Genomic DNA, 17,221 nt, shown 5'->3' with positions numbered 1-17,221 from the left:
TCATGGATTCAATCCAGCATGCCCGACAACAGCGGGACGAACGTGACCGGCGCCAGAACCTGTTGTTCGATGGCGCCATCGGCCCCGCGGGTGAGTTGCACCAACGATTGCGAGGAAGGCCCTCCGACCGGCGCGACCAGGCGCCCGCCGACCGCCAGCTGGTCGACCAATGCATCGACCAACGCCGGTGCGGCAGCGGTCACCACGATGGCGTCGTACGGCCCGTGTTCGGGCCAGCCGATGCGGCCGTCGTCGTGCTTGCTGCGCACATTCATGCCCAGGTGCCGGAAGCGCTTGCGCGCCTGCCGCAGCAGGTCGCCGATGCGCTCGACGGTGTAGACCTCCAGCCCCAGCGCCGCCAGGATCGCGCCCTGGTAGCCGGAGCCGGTGCCCACTTCGAGTACCTTGGCCGGGGTCACCTGCAGCACCGCTTCGGTCATGCGCGCCACCACCCAGGGCTGGGAGATGGTCTGGCCATGGCCGATCGGCAGCGCAGTGTCTTCGTAGGCGCGCGAGGCCAGCGCTTCATCGATGAACAGATGCCGCGGCACGGTGCGCATCGCGTTGAGCGTGGCCTCGTCCTGGATGCCCGCCTCGCGCAAGCGCTCGACCAGGCGGTCGCGCACGCGTTGCGAGGTCATGCCGATCCCGACCGACTCCGGTTGCAGGCGCAGCCTCGGCGTCATGCCGGGCCGTCCAACGCTGCGGTCAGCCCACCCACCCAGCCGGCAACGGTGTCCAGTGCCTGGTAACGGGTGAGATCGACGTGGATCGGCGTGATCGAGATATGCCCGGTACGCACGGCGTGGAAATCGGTACCGGCGCCAGCGTCCTGCTCGGGACCGGCCGGGCCGATCCAGTACACGGTGCGGCCGCGCGGATCGCGCTGCGGCACGCACGGCTCGGACCGGTGGCGGTTGCCGAGCCGGGTGACTTCGAAACCGAGCACATCCGACCATGCCAGATCCGGCACGTTGACGTTGAGGATGGTGTCGGCGGGCAACGGGTCGGCCTTCAGCCGCGCCACGATTTCCACCGCTGCGCGCGCGGCGGTGTCGTAGTGATGCGCCTGGTGATTGTGCGTGACCAACGACACCGCCACCGCCGGCAAGCCGAGGAAGCGGCCTTCCATGGCGGCCGACACGGTGCCCGAATAGATCACGTCGTCGCCCAGATTGGCCGAATTATTGATCCCGGACACCACGATGTCCGGGTCGTAATCGAGCATGCCGGTGAGTGCCAGATGCACGCAGTCGGTCGGCGTGCCGGCCACTGCGCAGGTCTGCGCATCGACGCGGCGGGTGCGGATCGGCACATCCAGCGTCAGCGAATTGCTGGCGCCGGAGCGATCGCGGTCGGGCGCGACCACCATCACTTCATGACCGGCATGGCGCAGCGCCTCGGCCAAAATCTGGATGCCGGGGGCGTCGACACCGTCGTCGTTGCTAACCAGTACGCGCATGGGACTCCTCGGAAAACCGGGCCATGATACCGGATGCGTCCCGCGCCTTCGCGCTTGATCTTCGCGTGCGTCTGCGCTTGGACCGGGTACGCTGTGCAGATGTCGCATCCTGAAGACGAAGACGACGGCGCGTTGTTCCGCGCAGCGATCGGCGCGGTCAAGCCGATTCGTGAAGTCGCCCCACCGGCCAACGCCAAGCCACGCCCCAAGCCGCGCGCGCGCATGGCCGAGCGCGACGACGCCCAAGCGCATACCGAATTTGCGCGCCTGCTGCGCGACAGCGCGCCGTTGGAAGCGGGCGATACCGCCAGCTATCGGCGCGAGAATCTTCCCACCCGCTTGTTTCAACGGCTCAAGCGCGGGCAATTCTCGGTGCAGGACGAACTGGATCTGCACGGCGCCACCGCAGCGCAGGCCGAATCGTTGCTGCGCCAGTTCCTGCTGGACGCACACGCGCACGAACATGGTTGCGTGCGCATCATCCACGGCAAGGGACTGCAATCGGACACCGGTGCGCCCGTGCTGAAGAACCTCATGGACCGGCTGCTGCGTCAACGCAACGATGTGCTGGCGTTTCATTCGGCGCCGCCGACGCAGGGCGGTACCGGGGCGCTGCTGGTGTTGCTGGCGCGGCGGCGATAGGCCGATGATTACGCGCGAGTGATGCGAAACGGCAGCCATTGCGCATGGCGACGTGTTGTCTGGAACGTCTGTCGCGCATGCTCGTCGGACACGAGCCGATTCCTGTTGCGCGCCTTGTGCAGCTGGCCATCGCTCGTGGCGCCGCGACCGGCCACTATCGCCTCAGCGACCGCCGAGGCCGCTTTTGCGCGCATCGCATGATTGGACCGTCCATGCTGCCCCGCGCGATCGGCCGGCGTTTGCGCGCGATCATGCGTCGGCGCGCGTGCCGACGTTGAAGCGACCGGCGTCGGTGACATCTCCCAGTTCCCACAGCACCGCGGTGGCATAACAGCCAGGCGGCAGCGCGAACTCCAATTGCAGGGTCTGTGCCTCCAGCCATCGATAGTCCAGACCCTGCGGGCGCAAGCGCAGCGCGCGGCGCTCCTGCTTCAGCCCCGCTGCTTCCAGGCCTTGGCGCAATGCTTCGGATTGCGGATCGGACAACGCGCCCTGCTCCAGCGCTGCCGCTTGATCGGTCGAGCGCAGGTCACCAACGCCCCACAACGGCCCGCTGGGATGGATATCGAAACGTGCCAATCGCTCTGCCAGGGCCTCGCTCCACGGCTCCGGCCCGAAGACGCTGCGCGAGCCGTCCAGCATCCACGCCTCGCCCTGCAGTGCGCTATCCCAACTGCCCTGCGCCACGCGAGCGCCAAGCACGCGATTGAACAGGACCGAACGCGCTGCCGACAGCAACATCGAGCGCTGATCGTTGCGCAGCCGCCGCCTGGATGTGGGCGCCGGCAGCAACGTTCCGTCCTCAGCTTGCACATGACCGAACATCGCCAGCGCAGCCGCCACATTTGCGCCATCGCGACCGAAGCGTTGTTCGCCGAACCAATTGGGAATGCCACGCGCAGCAATCGCCTGCAGCCGTTGCTCGATCGCCTCGCGCTCGCCCTGCACCTGGCGCAGCGTCAGCACGAAGCGGTTCCCGTGCAGCGCACCGCGTTGCAGCTTGCGGTTGTGCCAGGTGCTCTGGACCACCTGCATCTGCGCATCATCCAGCTCGGCGATATCCGGCGCGATGCGCTTGGGCAGATGCACGCTGAAGCGCTGGGTGGTCACTGCATGGCGATCTTTCAGACCCGCATAGCTGACGCCCATCTCGGCGATGCCGGCCCAGTGCGCAAGCTGTTTGGCGATATACGCGGTGTTCTGGCCACGCTTGCGCACGGTGAGCAGCAGATGCTCGCCTTCGCCGGAGGGCTCGAATGCCGGCAGCTCGTCGACCTGGAAATCGTCCGGGGTGCTGCGCATCGCCGCGCTGAGCACGGCAGCGCCATGCGCACGCGGCAGCAAAGAGGTCTCGCTCATGGTGTGGTTCGCCTTCGCGCCGGACGTGGCGCGCTGTGCGCCGAATGGTTCGGCGCGGTGATTGCGTCGGGCAGCATCGGCGCCGGCTCCGGCCCAAAGCGCTGCCTGTGTCGCTATTGATGAGGCACAGCGGTCCTACCCAGCAACACCGCGGCCTGTGCAGCGATCCCTTCGCCGCGGCCGGTAAAACCCAACTGTTCGCTGGTGGTGGCCTTGACGCTGACCGCATCGAGTTCGATCGCCAGCAGGCCGGCAATGCGCTCGCGCATGGCCACCGCATGCGGGCCGACCTTGGGGCGCTCGCAGATCACGGTGATGTCGGCATTGCCGACGCGCCAGCCGCGCTCGCGCAGCAAGCCATCGCAATGCTGCAGGAACTGTGCGCTGTCGGCGTCTTTCCAACGCGCATCGGAAGGCGGGAAATGCTGGCCGATATCGCCCAGCGCCAGCGCGCCCAGCATCGCATCGCACAGGGCGTGCAACACCACATCGCCATCGCTATGGGCGAGCACGCCGTGGCTGTGCGCCACGCGCACACCGCCAAGCATCACGTGGTCGCCAGGGCCGAACGCATGCACGTCGTAACCTTGGCCGATTCGGAAATTGAAGGACATGGATTAGATCTCTTCGGGCCCGGAAACCCGGGACCCCGGGCCGGAAAAAGCAGAAGCCAGAACGGACGACTGGGGATGTGCGCTTTCCGGGTCCCGGGCTCCGAGCCCCCGGTTGACCAGTTCAAATTCGAAGCGCGCCAGATCCGCAGGGGTCGTCACCTTGAAGTTGTCTTCGGCGCCTTCCACCAGCAAGGGGCGCAGCCCCATCCGCTCCATCGCCATCGCTTCATCGGTGACCTCGACACCGGCCGCCGCGGCCTCGGTGAGTCCACGGATCAGTTGATGGCGACGAAACAGCTGCGGGGTGAGTGCGCGCCACAGGCGTTCGCGCGGTTCGGTGCCATCGATACCGCCATCGTCGCCGGCACGCTTGAGCGTATCGCGTACCGGTGCAGCCAGGATGGCGCCGACCGGGTCGCCACGGCCGATTTCCAGCAGGCGGTCCAGATCGGCCAGGGCCAGATTCGGCCGCGCGGCATCGTGGACCAGCACGAAATCGTCGGCACGCACGCTTTCTGGCAAGGCCAGCAAGCCAGCCAGCACCGAGGCTGCGCGACTCGCACCCCCCAGGCAGGTCAGCACGGGCGTGGACTGCACCGCGGTCCAGCCGGGCCAATCGGCATCGCCGGGGGCGATTGCCACCATGATGCCGGCCAGCGCCGGATGCGCCGCCAGCGCAGCTAACGTATACGCCATCAGTGGCTGACCGCCGGCCGGCAAATACTGTTTGGGAAGCGGCCCGCCAAAACGGGTGCCGCGCCCGGCGGCCGGCACGATTGCCCAGATGGACCCGGTCATGGGTGATCCACCGGATCGATCGGCTCAGGCGCTTGCTGTGGGGGGGCCGGAGCCTCAGGCGATGCAGGTGCCGGCAGCGGCGCATCCTCGACCACGCGATAGAACGTCTCGCCCGGCTTGATCATGCCCAGCTCGCTGCGCGCGCGTTCCTCGATTGCCGCCTCGCCGTCCTTCAAATCCTTCACCTCTGCTGCCAACGCCTGGTTGCGTTGGCGCAGACCTTCGTTGTCCTGTGTCTGATGCGCGACCTGGGCTTCCAGCATCATCACCTCGCCGGAATTCCCAGGCCCGAACCAGAAGCGGTACTGCAGCCAAGCCAGCAGTACCGCCAGCACCAGCAGTAGCCAGCGCCAGTTGCGCACGGCTTATCGCTTGATCGAAACGAACGCGTCGCGACCGGCGTAGCGCGCGCCGGAGCCCAGCGCCTGCTCGATGCGCAGCAACTGGTTGTACTTGGACACGCGGTCGCTGCGGCACAGCGAGCCGGTCTTGATCTGGGTGGCGGTGGTGGCCACGGCAATGTCGGCGATGGTGGTGTCTTCGGTTTCGCCGGAACGGTGCGACACGATCGAGGCGTAGTTGGCCGCGTGCGCCATCGCGATGGCTTCCAGCGTTTCGGTCAGCGTGCCGATCTGGTTGACCTTGATCAGGATCGCGTTGGCGGTGCCCGAATCGATGCCCTGCTTGAAGATCTTCGGGTTGGTGACGAACAGATCGTCGCCCACCAACTGCACCTTCTTGCCGACGCGCTCGGTCAGCAGCTTCCAACCGGCCCAGTCGTCCTCGGCCAGGCCATCTTCGATGCTGATGATCGGGTACTGCGCCACCCAGTCGGCCAGGAAGTCGACGAACTGCTCGCTGGTCAGGCGCTTGTTCTCGCCGACCAGGTTGTACTTGCCGTTGTCGTAGAACTCGCTGGAGGCCACGTCCAGGCCCAGCAGGATGTCTTCGCCCGCGGTGTAGCCGGCCTTGCCGATCGCTTCGAGGATGGTGTCCAGCGCTTCGACGTTGCTGCGGAAGTCCGGCGCAAAGCCGCCTTCGTCGCCCACCGCCGTGCTCAGGCCATGGCCCTTGAGCACCGACTTGAGCGAATGGAAGATTTCCGTACCGGCGCGCAGCGCTTCGGAGAACGAGCTGCAACCGACCGGCAGCACCATGAACTCCTGGAAGTCGACGTTGTTGTCGGCATGCGCGCCGCCGTTGATGATGTTCATCATCGGCACCGGCAGCGCCACGTCGGATTCGGTGATGGTGGACAGGTACTGCCACAACGGCTGCTTGCGCGAGGCGGCTACGGCATGCGCGGCGGCCAGCGAAACACCCAGCAGCGCGTTGGCGCCCAGGCGGCCCTTGTTCTCGGTGCCGTCCAGATCGATCAGGCGACGGTCCAGGCCCTGCTGGTCGGCCGCATCGAAGTTCTTCAGCGTCTCGGCGATGGTCCCGTTGACGTTGTCCACCGCGTGGCGCACGCCCTTGCCCAGGTAGCGGGTCTTGTCGCCATCACGCAGCTCCACCGCTTCCTTGGTACCGGTCGAGGCACCCGACGGCACGGCCGCGCGGCCGAACGAACCGTCGTCCAGCGTGACTTCGGCCTCCAGCGTGGGATTGCCGCGGGAGTCGAGGATTTCGCGGGCGAGGATCTTGGCGATAGTGGTCATAGGTCCGTTCGGTTACCAGTAAGGGGGGAAGTACACCGGAAACAAGCTGCCGGATTATCGCTGCACACCGGTCCATTGCCAAATCGCATGCCGCTACACGCAGCACGTCACGGGCGGACCGCTACGCCATCAAGCCCAACAGCGACAAACCAGACAGCAGCAGCAAGACCAACAGCAGGATCAGCGCGGCGATCGCCGCACCAGGCTGGCGACTCAGCCGCAATGCAGCCGAGCCTGTGGCCAGGCTACTGACAATGGCCATGGTGGCCATGATCAGCGTGATGCGCATCGGCAGCCGCGTGGCTTGCATGGCATGGTCGCCATCGCCCGGCATGCCGATGCTGGCGGTAAACAAAACGGCCATGACCGCCATGCACGCCCACGCCGCGATTGACGCGGCCAGTGCCCACCAGCCCCAGGGCCACTGGCGCCACCGCCGCTCCCGGCGGTGCGCTGCAGCGGCCGCGCGCTGATCAGAACTCACGCAAAGCGCGCAAACCCGTGCTTCTTGGTGACGGCGTCCAGCTCCATCAGAGTTTCGAGCAGTTCTTCCATGCGATCCAGCGGCCACGCATTGGGACCATCGGACAGCGCCTTGGACGGATCCGGGTGGGTTTCGGCGAACAGGCCGGAAATCCCGACCGCCACCGCCGCGCGCGCCAGCACGGGCACGAACTCGCGCTGACCACCGGAGCTGCTGCCCTGCCCGCCCGGCAACTGCACCGAATGGGTGGCGTCGAACACCACCGGGCAGCCGGTGTCGCGCATCACGCTCAGCGAGCGCATGTCGCTGACCAGGTTGTTGTAGCCGAACGAGGCGCCACGCTCGCAGACCATGATCTGCTCGTTGCCGGTGGATTTGGCCTTGTCCACCACCGGCTTCATGTCCCATGGCGCGAGGAACTGGCCCTTCTTGATGTTGACCGGCTTGCCGGCGGCGCAGACGTTCTTGATGAAGTCGGTCTGGCGCACCAAAAATGCCGGAGTCTGCAGCACGTCGACGACGGCCGCGACCTCGTTCATCGGGGTGTATTCATGCACGTCGGTGAGCACCGGCACGCCGATCTGCTTCTTCACCGCATCCAGCACCTTCAAACCTTCTTCCAGGCCCGGGCCACGGAAGCTGGTGCCGGAGGTGCGATTGGCCTTGTCGAAACTCGACTTGAAGATGAAGTTGACGCCGAGCTTGCCGGTGATCTCCTTGAGCCTGCCGGCCACGTCGAGCTGCAGCTGCATCGATTCGATCACGCAGGGGCCGGCAATCAGGAACAGCGGCTGGTCGAGGCCGACTTCGAAGTCACACAGTTTCATCAGGTCACCTAAGTAATTAAGCCCCTCTCCCGTCGGGAGAGGGGTTGGGGTGAGGGTACGGGTTGCAAGCGCTTGTAAGGCCAGATGGTTTGCCCTGGCTGGCGCGTGGCGACGCGTTCATCACAGCTGCCATCTTCCAGTGCGTTGCGGTGCCCCTCTCATCCGCCTACGGGGCACCTTCTCCCATGAAGGGGACCGAGGTCCCGATGGGAGAAGGAACTCACGCACGCGCTTCTTTGAGCAACTTGCCGCCAGCCTTCTTCTCGCGCGCCGCACGCACGAAGCCGATGAACAGCGGATGGCCGTCGCGCGGGGTGGACAGGAATTCCGGATGCGCCTGGCAGGCCAAAAACCACGGGTGCGTGTCGCGCGGCAACTCCACCACTTCCACCAGGGTGTCGTCCATCGACTTGCCGGAGATCACCAGGCCGGCGTCTTCCAACTGCGTGCGATAGCGGTTGTTGAACTCGTAACGGTGACGGTGCCGCTCGGCCACCACATCCTTGCCATAGACCTCGCGCGCCAGCGTACCGGGCTTCAAGCGCTGCTCCTGCAGGCCCAGACGCATGGTGCCGCCCAGGTCGGATTTTTCGTCGCGCTTTTCGACTTCACCGGTGGCGGTGCGCCATTCGGTGATCAGGCCGATCACCGGGTGCGGCGACTGGCGATCGTTCTCGGTGCTGTTGGCTGCATCCAGGTCGGCGACGTGGCGGGCATAGTCCACCACGGCCGCCTGCATGCCGTAGCAGATACCGAAATACGGCACCTTGTGCTCACGCGCGAACTTGGAGGTCTGCACCTTGCCTTCGAAACCGCGGTCGCCGAAACCGCCCGGCACCAGGATGCCGTCGATGTCCTGCAAGGCAGACATGTCGCTGCCCTCCAGATCCTGCGCTTCCAGCCACTTCAGGTTGACCTTGGTGCGCTGACGCAGGCCGCCGTGACGCAGCGCTTCTGCCACCGACTTGTAGGCGTCCTGGTGATCGACGTACTTGCCGACCACGGCGATGTTGACCTCGTCCAGCGGATGCTTGACCGCATCCACCACCGCCGCCCATTCGGACAGGTCGGCCGCGGCGACCTTGTCGCGCAGCTTGAACTGCTCGATGACCAGTTCGTCCAGGCCTTGGCGCAGCAATTCCAGCGGCATGCCGTACAGCACGTCGATATCCGGGCAGCTGATCACCGCACGCTCGGAGACGTTGGTGAACAGCGCGATCTTGCGGCGCTCCGAATCCGGCACTGCCTGCTCGGACCGGCACAGCAGCACGTCCGGCTGGATGCCGATCGAGCGCAGTTCCTTGACCGAATGCTGGGTCGGCTTGGTCTTCAGCTCACCGGCCGCCGCGATGTACGGCACCAGCGTGAGATGCATGAACATGGCCTTTTCGGCGCCGCGCTCGGTGCGCACCTGGCGAATCGCTTCCAGGAACGGCAGCGATTCGATGTCGCCGACGGTACCGCCGATTTCGATCAACGCGACATCGAACCCGGCGGTGGCCTCGTCGATGCAGCGGCGGATCTCGTCGGTAATATGCGGAATCACCTGCACGGTGGCGCCCAGATAATCGCCACGACGCTCCTTGCGGATCACGTTCTCGTAGATGCGGCCGGTGGTCACCGAATTCTTGCGCGACAGGCGCGTGCGTACATAACGCTCGTAGTGACCCAGATCCAGGTCGGTTTCGGCACCGTCGTCGGTGACGTAGACCTCGCCATGCTGGAACGGGCTCATCGTGCCCGGGTCCACGTTGATGTACGGGTCCAGCTTCATCATCGTGACCTTCAGGCCACGCGCTTCAAGAATGGACGCAAGCGAAGCGGCGGCAATGCCCTTGCCTAGCGAGGACACTACGCCGCCGGTAACGAAAATCAGGGGGGTCATGGGGCTTGAAGCCTCCCGGAAAGCCATAGTTTAGCGGGTGACGGGCGAATGCCCAAGGGTTGCGTGACGACGAGGTCATCACACGTTGAAACAGTGCATGTCGCGCAGGCCTTAGCGGCTGGCAGACATGACGGGCACTGCCAGGCGATTGCGGGCTTTCTGCGGGGGCCGGCATGCATGCGCGTTACATGCCAGCCCCATGCACCGGCTACGCCAACAGGGCGAATGCTGCGTGGTCTTACACAGCTACCCCAAAAGCGAACGCCCCGGCAATGCCGGGGCGTCGGTAGCACCTGGCCGCTAGGCCGCGCGATCAGCGTGCAGGCTTTTCTTCTTCCTCTTCCTCGCGCGGGGCGCTGTCGGCCTTGGGCTTCTGCGCAGCGGCGGCAGCGCGGCGTTCGGCTTTGCGTTCGGCTTCGGTCTTGGCCTTCGCGTCATCGGCCTTTTGAGCCGCGGCGCCCTGTCCGGTCTGCTGCGGAGCGGCCTGGGCCATGGCGGGAAGCGCTGCGACTGCGGCCGCACCGAGGGTGAGCATCAGGATGTGCTTGAACTTCATGGCGTCCTCTTTGGCTTCGGTGACATCCTCAGGTGGGGACGTTTGATTGCGAAACCAACGCCAGGGTAGCCAATGCTGCCCGGCCCCCCACTGAACGCCGGTCGCGTGCAAAAAATCGGCTCAGCCCCCACACTTGCGCGTCGTTTCACGTGCCAACGAGATGCATGAACACCCGTTATAACGCCGCCGATATTGAAGTGCTGTCGGGCCTGGACCCGGTCAAACGCCGCCCCGGCATGTATACCGACACCGCGCGCCCGAACCATCTGGCGCAGGAAGTGATCGACAACTCTGTCGACGAGGCGCTGGCCGGCCACGCCAAGCAGGTCGAAGTCACGCTGTACAAGGACGGTAGCTGCGAAGTGTCCGACGACGGCCGCGGCATGCCGGTGGACATCCATCCGGAAGAGAAGATTCCGGGCGTGGAGCTGATCCTGACCCGGCTGCATGCCGGCGGCAAGTTCAGCAACCGCAACTACACCTTCTCCGGTGGCTTGCACGGTGTAGGCGTAAGCGTGGTCAACGCGCTGTCGACCAAGGTCGAACTGTTCATCAAGCGCGAAGGCAGCGAGCACCGCATGGAGTTTCGCGATGGCAACGCCGCGTCCAAGCTGGAAGTGGTGGGTACCGTCGGCAAGAAAAATACCGGCACGCGGCTGCGTTTCTGGGCCGACCCCAAGTATTTCGATACGCCCAAATTCAATGTGCGTGCGTTGCGGCACCTGCTGCGCGCCAAGGCGGTGCTGTGCCCCGGCCTGACCGTCAAATTGCACGACGAGGCAACCGGCGAGCAGGACAGCTGGTATTTCGAAAACGGCCTGCGCGATTACCTGAAGGGTGAGATGGCCGAGCACGAGCTGCTGCCGGCCGACCTATTCGTCGGTAGCCTGAAAAAAGACACCGAAATCGTCGACTGGGCCGCGGCCTGGGTGCCGGAAGGCGAGCTGGTGCAGGAAAGCTACGTCAACCTGATCCCCACCGCGCAGCATGGCACCCACGTCAATGGCCTGCGTTCGGGCCTGACCGATGCGCTGCGCGAGTTCTGCGATTTCCGCAATCTGCTGCCGCGCGGCGTCAAGCTGGCACCGGAAGATGTCTGGGACCGGGTGACCTTCGTGCTCAGCCTGAAGATGACCGATCCGCAGTTTTCCGGTCAGACCAAGGAACGCCTGTCCTCGCGCCAGGCTGCCGGCTTCATCGAAGGTGCCGCGCACGATGCCTTCAGCCTGTATCTCAACCAGAACGTGGAGATCGGCGAGAAGATCGCGCAGATCGCCATCGATCGCGCCAGCGCACGGTTGAAGACCGAAAAGCAGATCGTCCGCAAGAAGGTCACCCAGGGCCCTGCCCTGCCCGGCAAGCTGGCCGATTGCATCAGCCAGGATCTGTCGCGTACTGAACTGTTCCTGGTCGAAGGCGATTCGGCCGGCGGCTCGGCCAAGCAGGCGCGCGACAAGGATTTCCAGGCCATCCTGCCGTTGCGCGGCAAGATCCTCAACACCTGGGAAGTGGCTTCCGGCAGCGTATTGGCCTCCGAGGAAGTGCATAACCTGGCGATCGCGATCGGTTGCGACCCGGGCAAGGACGACATCACCGGGCTGCGCTACGGCAAGGTGGTAATCCTGGCCGACGCCGACTCCGATGGCCTGCATATCGCCACGCTGCTGACGGCGCTGTTCCTGCAGCATTTCCCCGCGCTGGTGGCCGCCGGCCACGTGTTCGTGGCGATGCCGCCTTTGTTCCGTGTCGATGTGGGCAAGCAGGTGTTCTATGCGCTGGACGAAGAAGAAAAGACCACGCTGCTGGACAAGATCGCGCGCGAAAAGATGAAGGGCCAGATCAGCGTCACCCGCTTCAAGGGCCTGGGCGAAATGAATCCGCAGCAGCTGCGCGAATCCACCATCCACCCGGACACGCGTCGACTGGTGCAGCTGACCATCGACGACGGCGAGCAGACGCGTTCGTTGATGGACATGCTGCTGGCCAAAAAACGCGCAAGCGACCGCAAGCAGTGGCTGGAGACCAAGGGCGATCTGGCCTCGCTTGAAGTCTGAGTGCTGAAACCGATAGCCCCTCTCCCGTGGAGGCGAGAAGGCACGGCTTGCGTGCTAGCGGCGCGCGCGCCTTCGAGCGCCCGCGCCGCAAGCGCGGGCGGGGCGCAGAGCGGCGTTTGGGTGCGGGCGTATGCACTTGCGAAGTGAGTAGCACGAGGCTTCGCCCGCACCCTCATTCCCCTTCGGAGCACCGTCCGCATCAGGCGGGACAATGTCTCGACGGGAGAAGGAAGCGCCTTGCATAGGCGCTCATTTCGGCGGGCCGCACACACCTGCCTTTGCGTACCACCTCGGTCCGCGCGACATCCATGCCTTCCTGCACATCCACCGGGCTCTGCAGCAGCCTAGCATCGGCGCTTCCCTGCAATCACGTCGATGCCCATGCCCTTCTTTCTCCGTGCCGGCCTGCTGGCCTGCGTGCTGTTCAGCGGGACAGCGCTGGCCGAAGCGCCAGACAAAACCGATAAAAGCGATGCCAAACCCGATGCCGCTGCCGCCAGACAGGCGCCATTGCCGGCCGACGCCAGCGTGCGCCAGAGCACACGCGTGGCTGGCCGCAACCTGAGCTATACCGCCACGGTCGGCACGTTGCCGGTGCGCGATGCGCAGGGCAAGACCACGGGCGAAGTGGTATTCACCGCCTACACCGTCGATGGCAAGGACCGCCCGGTGACCTTCGCCTTGAACGGTGGGCCGGGCGCCGCATCGGTGTATCTCAACATGGGCGCGATCGGGCCGAAGATCGTCGGTTTCGGCGCCGAGGGCGACAGTGCGTCGGCACCGGCCACACTGCGCGACAACCCGGGCACGTGGCTGGACTTCACCGACCTGGTCTTCATCGACCCGGTGGGCACCGGCTTCAGCCGCGCGCTGATCGGCGACGACGATGCCAAGAAGCAGTTCTACAACCCGCAGGCGGATGTGGAATATCTCTCGCGGGTGATCTACGACTGGCTGCTCAAGAACCGCCGCCTGCAGGCGCGCAAATATCTGGTCGGCGAAAGCTATGGCGGCTTCCGCGGCCCGCGCATTACCCATTACCTGCAGACGCAGCTGGGCGTGGCGATGAACGGCGTGGTGCTGGTGTCGCCGTATCTCAACCCGACCCTGGACGACAACGGCGATGTGTCGCCCCTGGCATGGATGCTGACGCTTCCCTCGATCGCCGCTGCGCACCTGGAGCGTCAGGGCCAGCTCAGCGACAGCGCGATGCGCCAGGTGATCGACTACACCCACGGCGATTACGCGGTGGCGCTGATGAAAGGACGCACCGACCCGCAGGCCACCGAAGCGATGCTGCAGCAGGTCACCCGCATGACCGGGCTGGACCCGGCATATGTGCGGCGCTCCGGTGGACGCCTGGAAACCCAGGCCTATCTGCGCGAAGTGTTTCGTGACAAGGGCGAATTGGGCAGCCGTTACGATTCCAACGTGACCGCCTTCGACCCGTTTCCCAACGATGCCGAACAACGCGCCAACGACCCGCTGCTGGACAGCATCATTGCGCCCACCACCACCGCAATGGTGGACTTCGTCACCCGCGTGGTCGGCTGGAAGATCGATGCGCAGTATCGCGCGCTCAACTACGACGTGAACAAGCTCTGGGACTGGAACGACGAGCTTCGCAAAGGCGCAGTGACCCAGCTGCGTCAGTCGGTGGCGATCGATCCGAAGCTGCGCGTGTTGATCGCGCACGGCTGGAACGACCTCTCCTGCCCGTTCATGGGTTCGGTCCTGACGGTGGACCAGATGCCGGCCATGGGCAGCGACAGCAAACGCGTGCAGGTACGCGAATATCCCGGCGGCCACATGTTCTACAACCGCCCCGACAGCCAGGCCGCGTTCCGTGACGACGTCAAGGCGATGTACGAAACGCGCTGAGCGCAGCCAGCGCCGGCCGCACACGCGGCCGGCGACCAAGCCGTCGGGCAGCACCATCGTTTCCGAGTGCCGCGCATCTGCGTTGCCATCGTCAATCTGGAACTGGCAAGCACCGTCGCAAGTACATCAGCCAAGCAGATCTAGCAGCGCACCAGCTGTTACCAATCCCCAATCCCAAATCCCGGCTCCCCAATCACAACGCACCAGGCTCGCTAGCCTTCACGTTCCACCCCAACCACTGGTAGACCTGATAGCGCGCAATGCCCAGGTATTCGTGCAGGGCCACATCGGCCAGCGTGAAGTTGTAGCTCTGCGGCAGGATCGACCAGGTGGCGGTCAGCCAATCGGCGCGCACCGGTGTGGCATCGATGCCGAAATGGCGAAAATACAATTCGGCGCGACGCAGATGCGTGGCCGAGGACACCAGCGCAATGCGATCGGGCCGGTAGGCGCGCAGCAAGGGCTGGCTGAACTGCGCGTTCTGCCAGGTGTTCATGCTCGACGGCTCCATGATCAGATCTGCCCGCGGAATGCCCAGGCCCAGCAAGACACGCTGGTAGACCACCGCTTCGGACAGGCCCAGGCCGCGTGCATCGCCGCCGCTGATCTCGATCTTGCAATCGCCCCCGCTGTGCCGGCATTGCCAGTACAGCCGTGCCGATTCGACGATGCGGCCGTAGGCGAACAGATTGGCTTCGGCCACCGCATCGCGGCCTTCCGGGCGCACGGTGCCGGCACCCAGCAGCACGATGACGTTGCGCGCGCCCCACGCGTTGAAATCGTTGACCCCGGTGCGTTGCAGGTGTTGCAGCATCCAGGAGGGCAACGGACCGCAGCCCACCGCGAACACCAGCAGTAAGCTGGCCAGGCCCAGCACGCGGGAGAACCGCCGCAATCCGCGGCGGTCGATCAACCAGGCAAACCCGAACAACACGCACACCAGGGCAAGCATCATCGGGAAAGGGTCTCACTCATGGCATGCGGCAACCTGCCGCAAACAGGTCGATACGGCAACGGCGGCGCAGTCTGCCGACGGTGCGTGAGCGCACCGCGGCATCGCTCAGGTCCAGCCGAACAGCTCGAACAGCGTCAGGATCAGATACGCCACGCCGCCAGCGGCCGGGATGGTGAGAATCCAGGCCCAGACGATGCGCTCGATCACCCCCAGCCGCAGCGAACGCGGGTTCTTGGCAAAACCCACCCCCATGATGGCGGTGGAAATGCTGTGCGTGGTGGATACCGGCATGCCGAAATGCGCCGCCACGGTGAGCACCGTCGCCGAGCTGGTTTCTGCGGCAAAGCCGTGGATAGGATGCAGCTTGACCATCTTGTGGCCGAGCGTCTTGATGATCTTCCAGCCGCCCGACGCCGTCCCTGCGGCCATCACCACCGCGCAGGTCAGCACGATCCACATCGGGATACCGGCGCCGGCGGCAAGGCCGGTGCCCGGATGCAGGAACGACAACCAGCTCGGCAAATCGTCCAGCGCACCGGCCGACTGCGCGCCGATCAGGGTCATGGCGATGATGCCCATGGTCTTCTGCGCGTCGTTGTGGCCGTGCGCGTAGCCCATGTACGCGGCCGAGGCGATCTGCGCCTTGCCGAAGAACGCATTGACCCAGCGCGGGCGCGCCAGCCGCCCGATCGGGCCGCCGAGTTTGGACATGCCGGCGATGATCGCCCACAGCAGCACCATCACCACGATGCCGAGCACGAAACCGGCGATCGGCGAGGTGATCATCGGGACGAACACCTTCCACAACAGGCCCTTGTTCTTGGCCCAGTTGCCGATGTTTTCCGACCAGATCAGCGCGTCCCAGTTGTTGTGCGCCGCGGCCAGGCCGGCGCCGCACAGGCCACCGATCAAGGCATGCGAGGACGACGACGGCAGGCCCTTCCACCAGGTGATCAGGTTCCAGATGATGCCGCCCAGCAGGGCGCACAGGATCACCTGCGGAGTGACGTCGACCACGTTGGTGTTGAGCAGGCCGGAAGCAATCGTCAGCGCCACGGCGGTGCCGGTCAGCGCGCCGATCAGGTTCATGCCGGCGGCCAGCATCACCGCCCAACCGGGCGAGAGCACCTTGGTGGCGACCACGGTGGCGATGGAGTTGGCGGTGTCGTGGAAGCCGTTGATGAACTCGAACACCAACGCGGCCAGGATCACCACCAGAACTAAGGTAAGCACGCGGCGACCTCAGCTGTTCTTCAGCACGATCTGGTAGACCACCACACCGGCCTCGCGGCAGCGGTCGATGGCCTTTTCCAGAATCTCGAAGAACTCCTTGAGCAGGAACATCTGCAACGTGTCCAGCCGGCCGGAATAGATGTCGCGATACAGCTCCAGCATCAGCCGGTCGGCTTCGTTTTCGAGCATGCGCAGCTTGTCGTTGAGCGCGGTCATGCGGTCGATGTTCATGTGCGGCAGGTCGGCCACCATCTCCACCACCACCGCGGCGGCCTGCTCCAGCATCGCGGCGCGCGGAGCGAAGTCGATGTGTTCCAGGTGCTTGGTCGCCAGCGAGTAGCGGTCGGCGAATTTCTCGACCTGCTTGGGAATCTTGTACAACGCCGAGCCCAACGCCTCGATGTCTTCGCGTTCGATCGGGGTCATGAAGCTATCCACCAGCGCCTGGCCGATCTTGTCGGAGGCGGCGCGTTCGCGCAGGCGGGCCAGCTTGAAGGCGTCCAGCGCCGGTTGGCGGTCGGACTCGCGCATCATGGCGTGCAACGCCCTGGTGCTGTCGTAGGCGGCCTGCGCCGCTTCGTTCAGAAGCGCATAGAACTGCTTGCCGGAACCGAAGATGGTCTGCAACGAGAACATGGGTGGACAACTTCCTGCCGTCGAGGGAGAGACGGCGCCAGACGCGAATTATGACCGTTCCATGACCTCTCTGGGTATCTCGCGCCGGGAGCGGCCTTCACATCGACATTTCCCGGCTCGAACCACCCTGTGGTTTGCTACCATGCCCCCGCGCCTTCGGGCGCACCCTATGGAAGA

Annotated in this window: 17 protein-coding genes; 3 read left to right on the top strand and 14 right to left on the bottom strand. The window is 65.1% G+C overall.

Annotated elements, in window-relative coordinates:
• Positions 1 to 8: 8 nt before the first annotated feature.
• Together ACDH77_RS08505 and surE are read right to left on the bottom strand one after the other, a co-directional pair.
• A complete protein-coding gene (locus ACDH77_RS08505) occupies positions 9 to 686 on the bottom strand; it encodes a protein-L-isoaspartate(D-aspartate) O-methyltransferase (protein ID WP_008577326.1) in 678 nt (225 codons plus the stop codon).
• Positions 683 to 1,462, bottom strand: a complete 780-nt coding sequence (gene surE / locus ACDH77_RS08500) for a 5'/3'-nucleotidase SurE (protein ID WP_011347104.1) — start codon at positions 1,460 to 1,462, stop codon at positions 683 to 685. The genes ACDH77_RS08505 and surE overlap by 4 nt, the downstream gene beginning before the upstream one ends.
• A 99-nt stretch (positions 1,463 to 1,561) precedes the next feature.
• On the opposite strand from surE, the gene ACDH77_RS08495 reads away from it, so the two are divergent.
• Positions 1,562 to 2,104, top strand: coding sequence for a Smr/MutS family protein (locus ACDH77_RS08495; RefSeq protein WP_011347103.1), 543 nt, complete (start codon positions 1,562 to 1,564; stop codon positions 2,102 to 2,104).
• A 249-nt stretch (positions 2,105 to 2,353) separates the two neighbouring features.
• Here ACDH77_RS08495 and truD read toward each other — a convergent pair whose 3' ends face one another.
• From truD to ACDH77_RS08450, 9 genes are all read right to left on the bottom strand, one after another.
• Positions 2,354 to 3,463, bottom strand: a complete 1,110-nt coding sequence (gene truD, locus ACDH77_RS08490) for a tRNA pseudouridine(13) synthase TruD (RefSeq protein ID WP_372353820.1) — start codon at positions 3,461 to 3,463, stop codon at positions 2,354 to 2,356.
• Between the two features lie 113 nt (positions 3,464 to 3,576).
• Positions 3,577 to 4,077, bottom strand: coding sequence for a 2-C-methyl-D-erythritol 2,4-cyclodiphosphate synthase (ispF, locus tag ACDH77_RS08485; protein ID WP_008577320.1), 501 nt, complete (start codon positions 4,075 to 4,077; stop codon positions 3,577 to 3,579).
• A 3-nt stretch (positions 4,078 to 4,080) separates the two neighbouring features.
• Positions 4,081 to 4,875 (bottom strand): 2-C-methyl-D-erythritol 4-phosphate cytidylyltransferase, encoded by a 795-nt coding sequence (ispD, locus tag ACDH77_RS08480; protein ID WP_011347101.1) that lies wholly within the window; start codon positions 4,873 to 4,875, stop codon positions 4,081 to 4,083.
• On the bottom strand, positions 4,872 to 5,237 hold the full coding sequence (ftsB, locus tag ACDH77_RS08475; protein ID WP_008577317.1) for a cell division protein FtsB: 366 nt from the start codon (positions 5,235 to 5,237) through the stop codon (positions 4,872 to 4,874). The genes ispD and ftsB overlap by 4 nt, the downstream gene beginning before the upstream one ends.
• Positions 5,238 to 5,240: 3 nt before the next feature.
• Positions 5,241 to 6,533: a phosphopyruvate hydratase gene (gene eno, locus ACDH77_RS08470; protein WP_031422280.1), complete on the bottom strand. Its 1,293-nt coding sequence runs from the start codon at positions 6,531 to 6,533 to the stop codon at positions 5,241 to 5,243.
• A 121-nt stretch (positions 6,534 to 6,654) separates the two neighbouring features.
• Positions 6,655 to 6,897, bottom strand: coding sequence for a hypothetical protein (locus ACDH77_RS08465; protein WP_338334463.1), 243 nt, complete (start codon positions 6,895 to 6,897; stop codon positions 6,655 to 6,657).
• 116 nt (positions 6,898 to 7,013) lie between these two features.
• On the bottom strand, positions 7,014 to 7,844 hold the full coding sequence (gene kdsA / locus ACDH77_RS08460; protein ID WP_011347098.1) for a 3-deoxy-8-phosphooctulonate synthase: 831 nt from the start codon (positions 7,842 to 7,844) through the stop codon (positions 7,014 to 7,016).
• Positions 7,845 to 8,064: 220 nt separating this feature from the next.
• On the bottom strand, positions 8,065 to 9,729 hold the full coding sequence (locus tag ACDH77_RS08455) for a CTP synthase (protein ID WP_008571227.1): 1,665 nt from the start codon (positions 9,727 to 9,729) through the stop codon (positions 8,065 to 8,067).
• 313 nt (positions 9,730 to 10,042) lie between these two features.
• A complete protein-coding gene (locus ACDH77_RS08450) occupies positions 10,043 to 10,285 on the bottom strand; it encodes a hypothetical protein (RefSeq protein WP_008571226.1) in 243 nt (80 codons plus the stop codon).
• Between the two features lie 164 nt (positions 10,286 to 10,449).
• Here ACDH77_RS08450 and parE point away from each other — a divergent pair, with 164 nt between their 5' ends.
• On the top strand, positions 10,450 to 12,339 hold the full coding sequence (parE, locus tag ACDH77_RS08445; RefSeq protein ID WP_003481816.1) for a DNA topoisomerase IV subunit B: 1,890 nt from the start codon (positions 10,450 to 10,452) through the stop codon (positions 12,337 to 12,339).
• 381 nt (positions 12,340 to 12,720) lie between these two features.
• On the top strand, positions 12,721 to 14,220 hold the full coding sequence (locus tag ACDH77_RS08440; protein ID WP_031422275.1) for a S10 family peptidase: 1,500 nt from the start codon (positions 12,721 to 12,723) through the stop codon (positions 14,218 to 14,220).
• A 193-nt stretch (positions 14,221 to 14,413) separates the two neighbouring features.
• On the opposite strand, the gene ACDH77_RS08435 is transcribed toward ACDH77_RS08440, so the two are convergent.
• The 3 genes from ACDH77_RS08435 to ACDH77_RS08425 all read right to left on the bottom strand — a co-directional run bounded on the left by ACDH77_RS08435 (position 14,414) and on the right by ACDH77_RS08425 (position 17,044).
• Positions 14,414 to 15,175, bottom strand: a complete 762-nt coding sequence (locus ACDH77_RS08435; RefSeq protein ID WP_008571224.1) for a YdcF family protein — start codon at positions 15,173 to 15,175, stop codon at positions 14,414 to 14,416.
• Positions 15,176 to 15,280: 105 nt separating this feature from the next.
• Positions 15,281 to 16,408: an inorganic phosphate transporter gene (locus tag ACDH77_RS08430; protein ID WP_008571223.1), complete on the bottom strand. Its 1,128-nt coding sequence runs from the start codon at positions 16,406 to 16,408 to the stop codon at positions 15,281 to 15,283.
• Positions 16,409 to 16,417: 9 nt separating this feature from the next.
• The gene (locus ACDH77_RS08425; RefSeq protein ID WP_008571222.1) at positions 16,418 to 17,044 is read right to left on the bottom strand and encodes a DUF47 domain-containing protein; all 627 of its coding nucleotides are present in this window, start codon (positions 17,042 to 17,044) and stop codon (positions 16,418 to 16,420) included.
• Between the last annotated feature and the right edge of the window lie 177 nt (positions 17,045 to 17,221).

Source organism: Xanthomonas axonopodis pv. maculifoliigardeniae, from assembly GCF_041519315.1.
Classification (GTDB): domain Bacteria; phylum Pseudomonadota; class Gammaproteobacteria; order Xanthomonadales; family Xanthomonadaceae; genus Xanthomonas; species Xanthomonas euvesicatoria.
The sequence above is the reverse complement of the archived record's forward strand: the minus strand, read 5'-3'. Positions and strand labels throughout refer to the sequence as shown.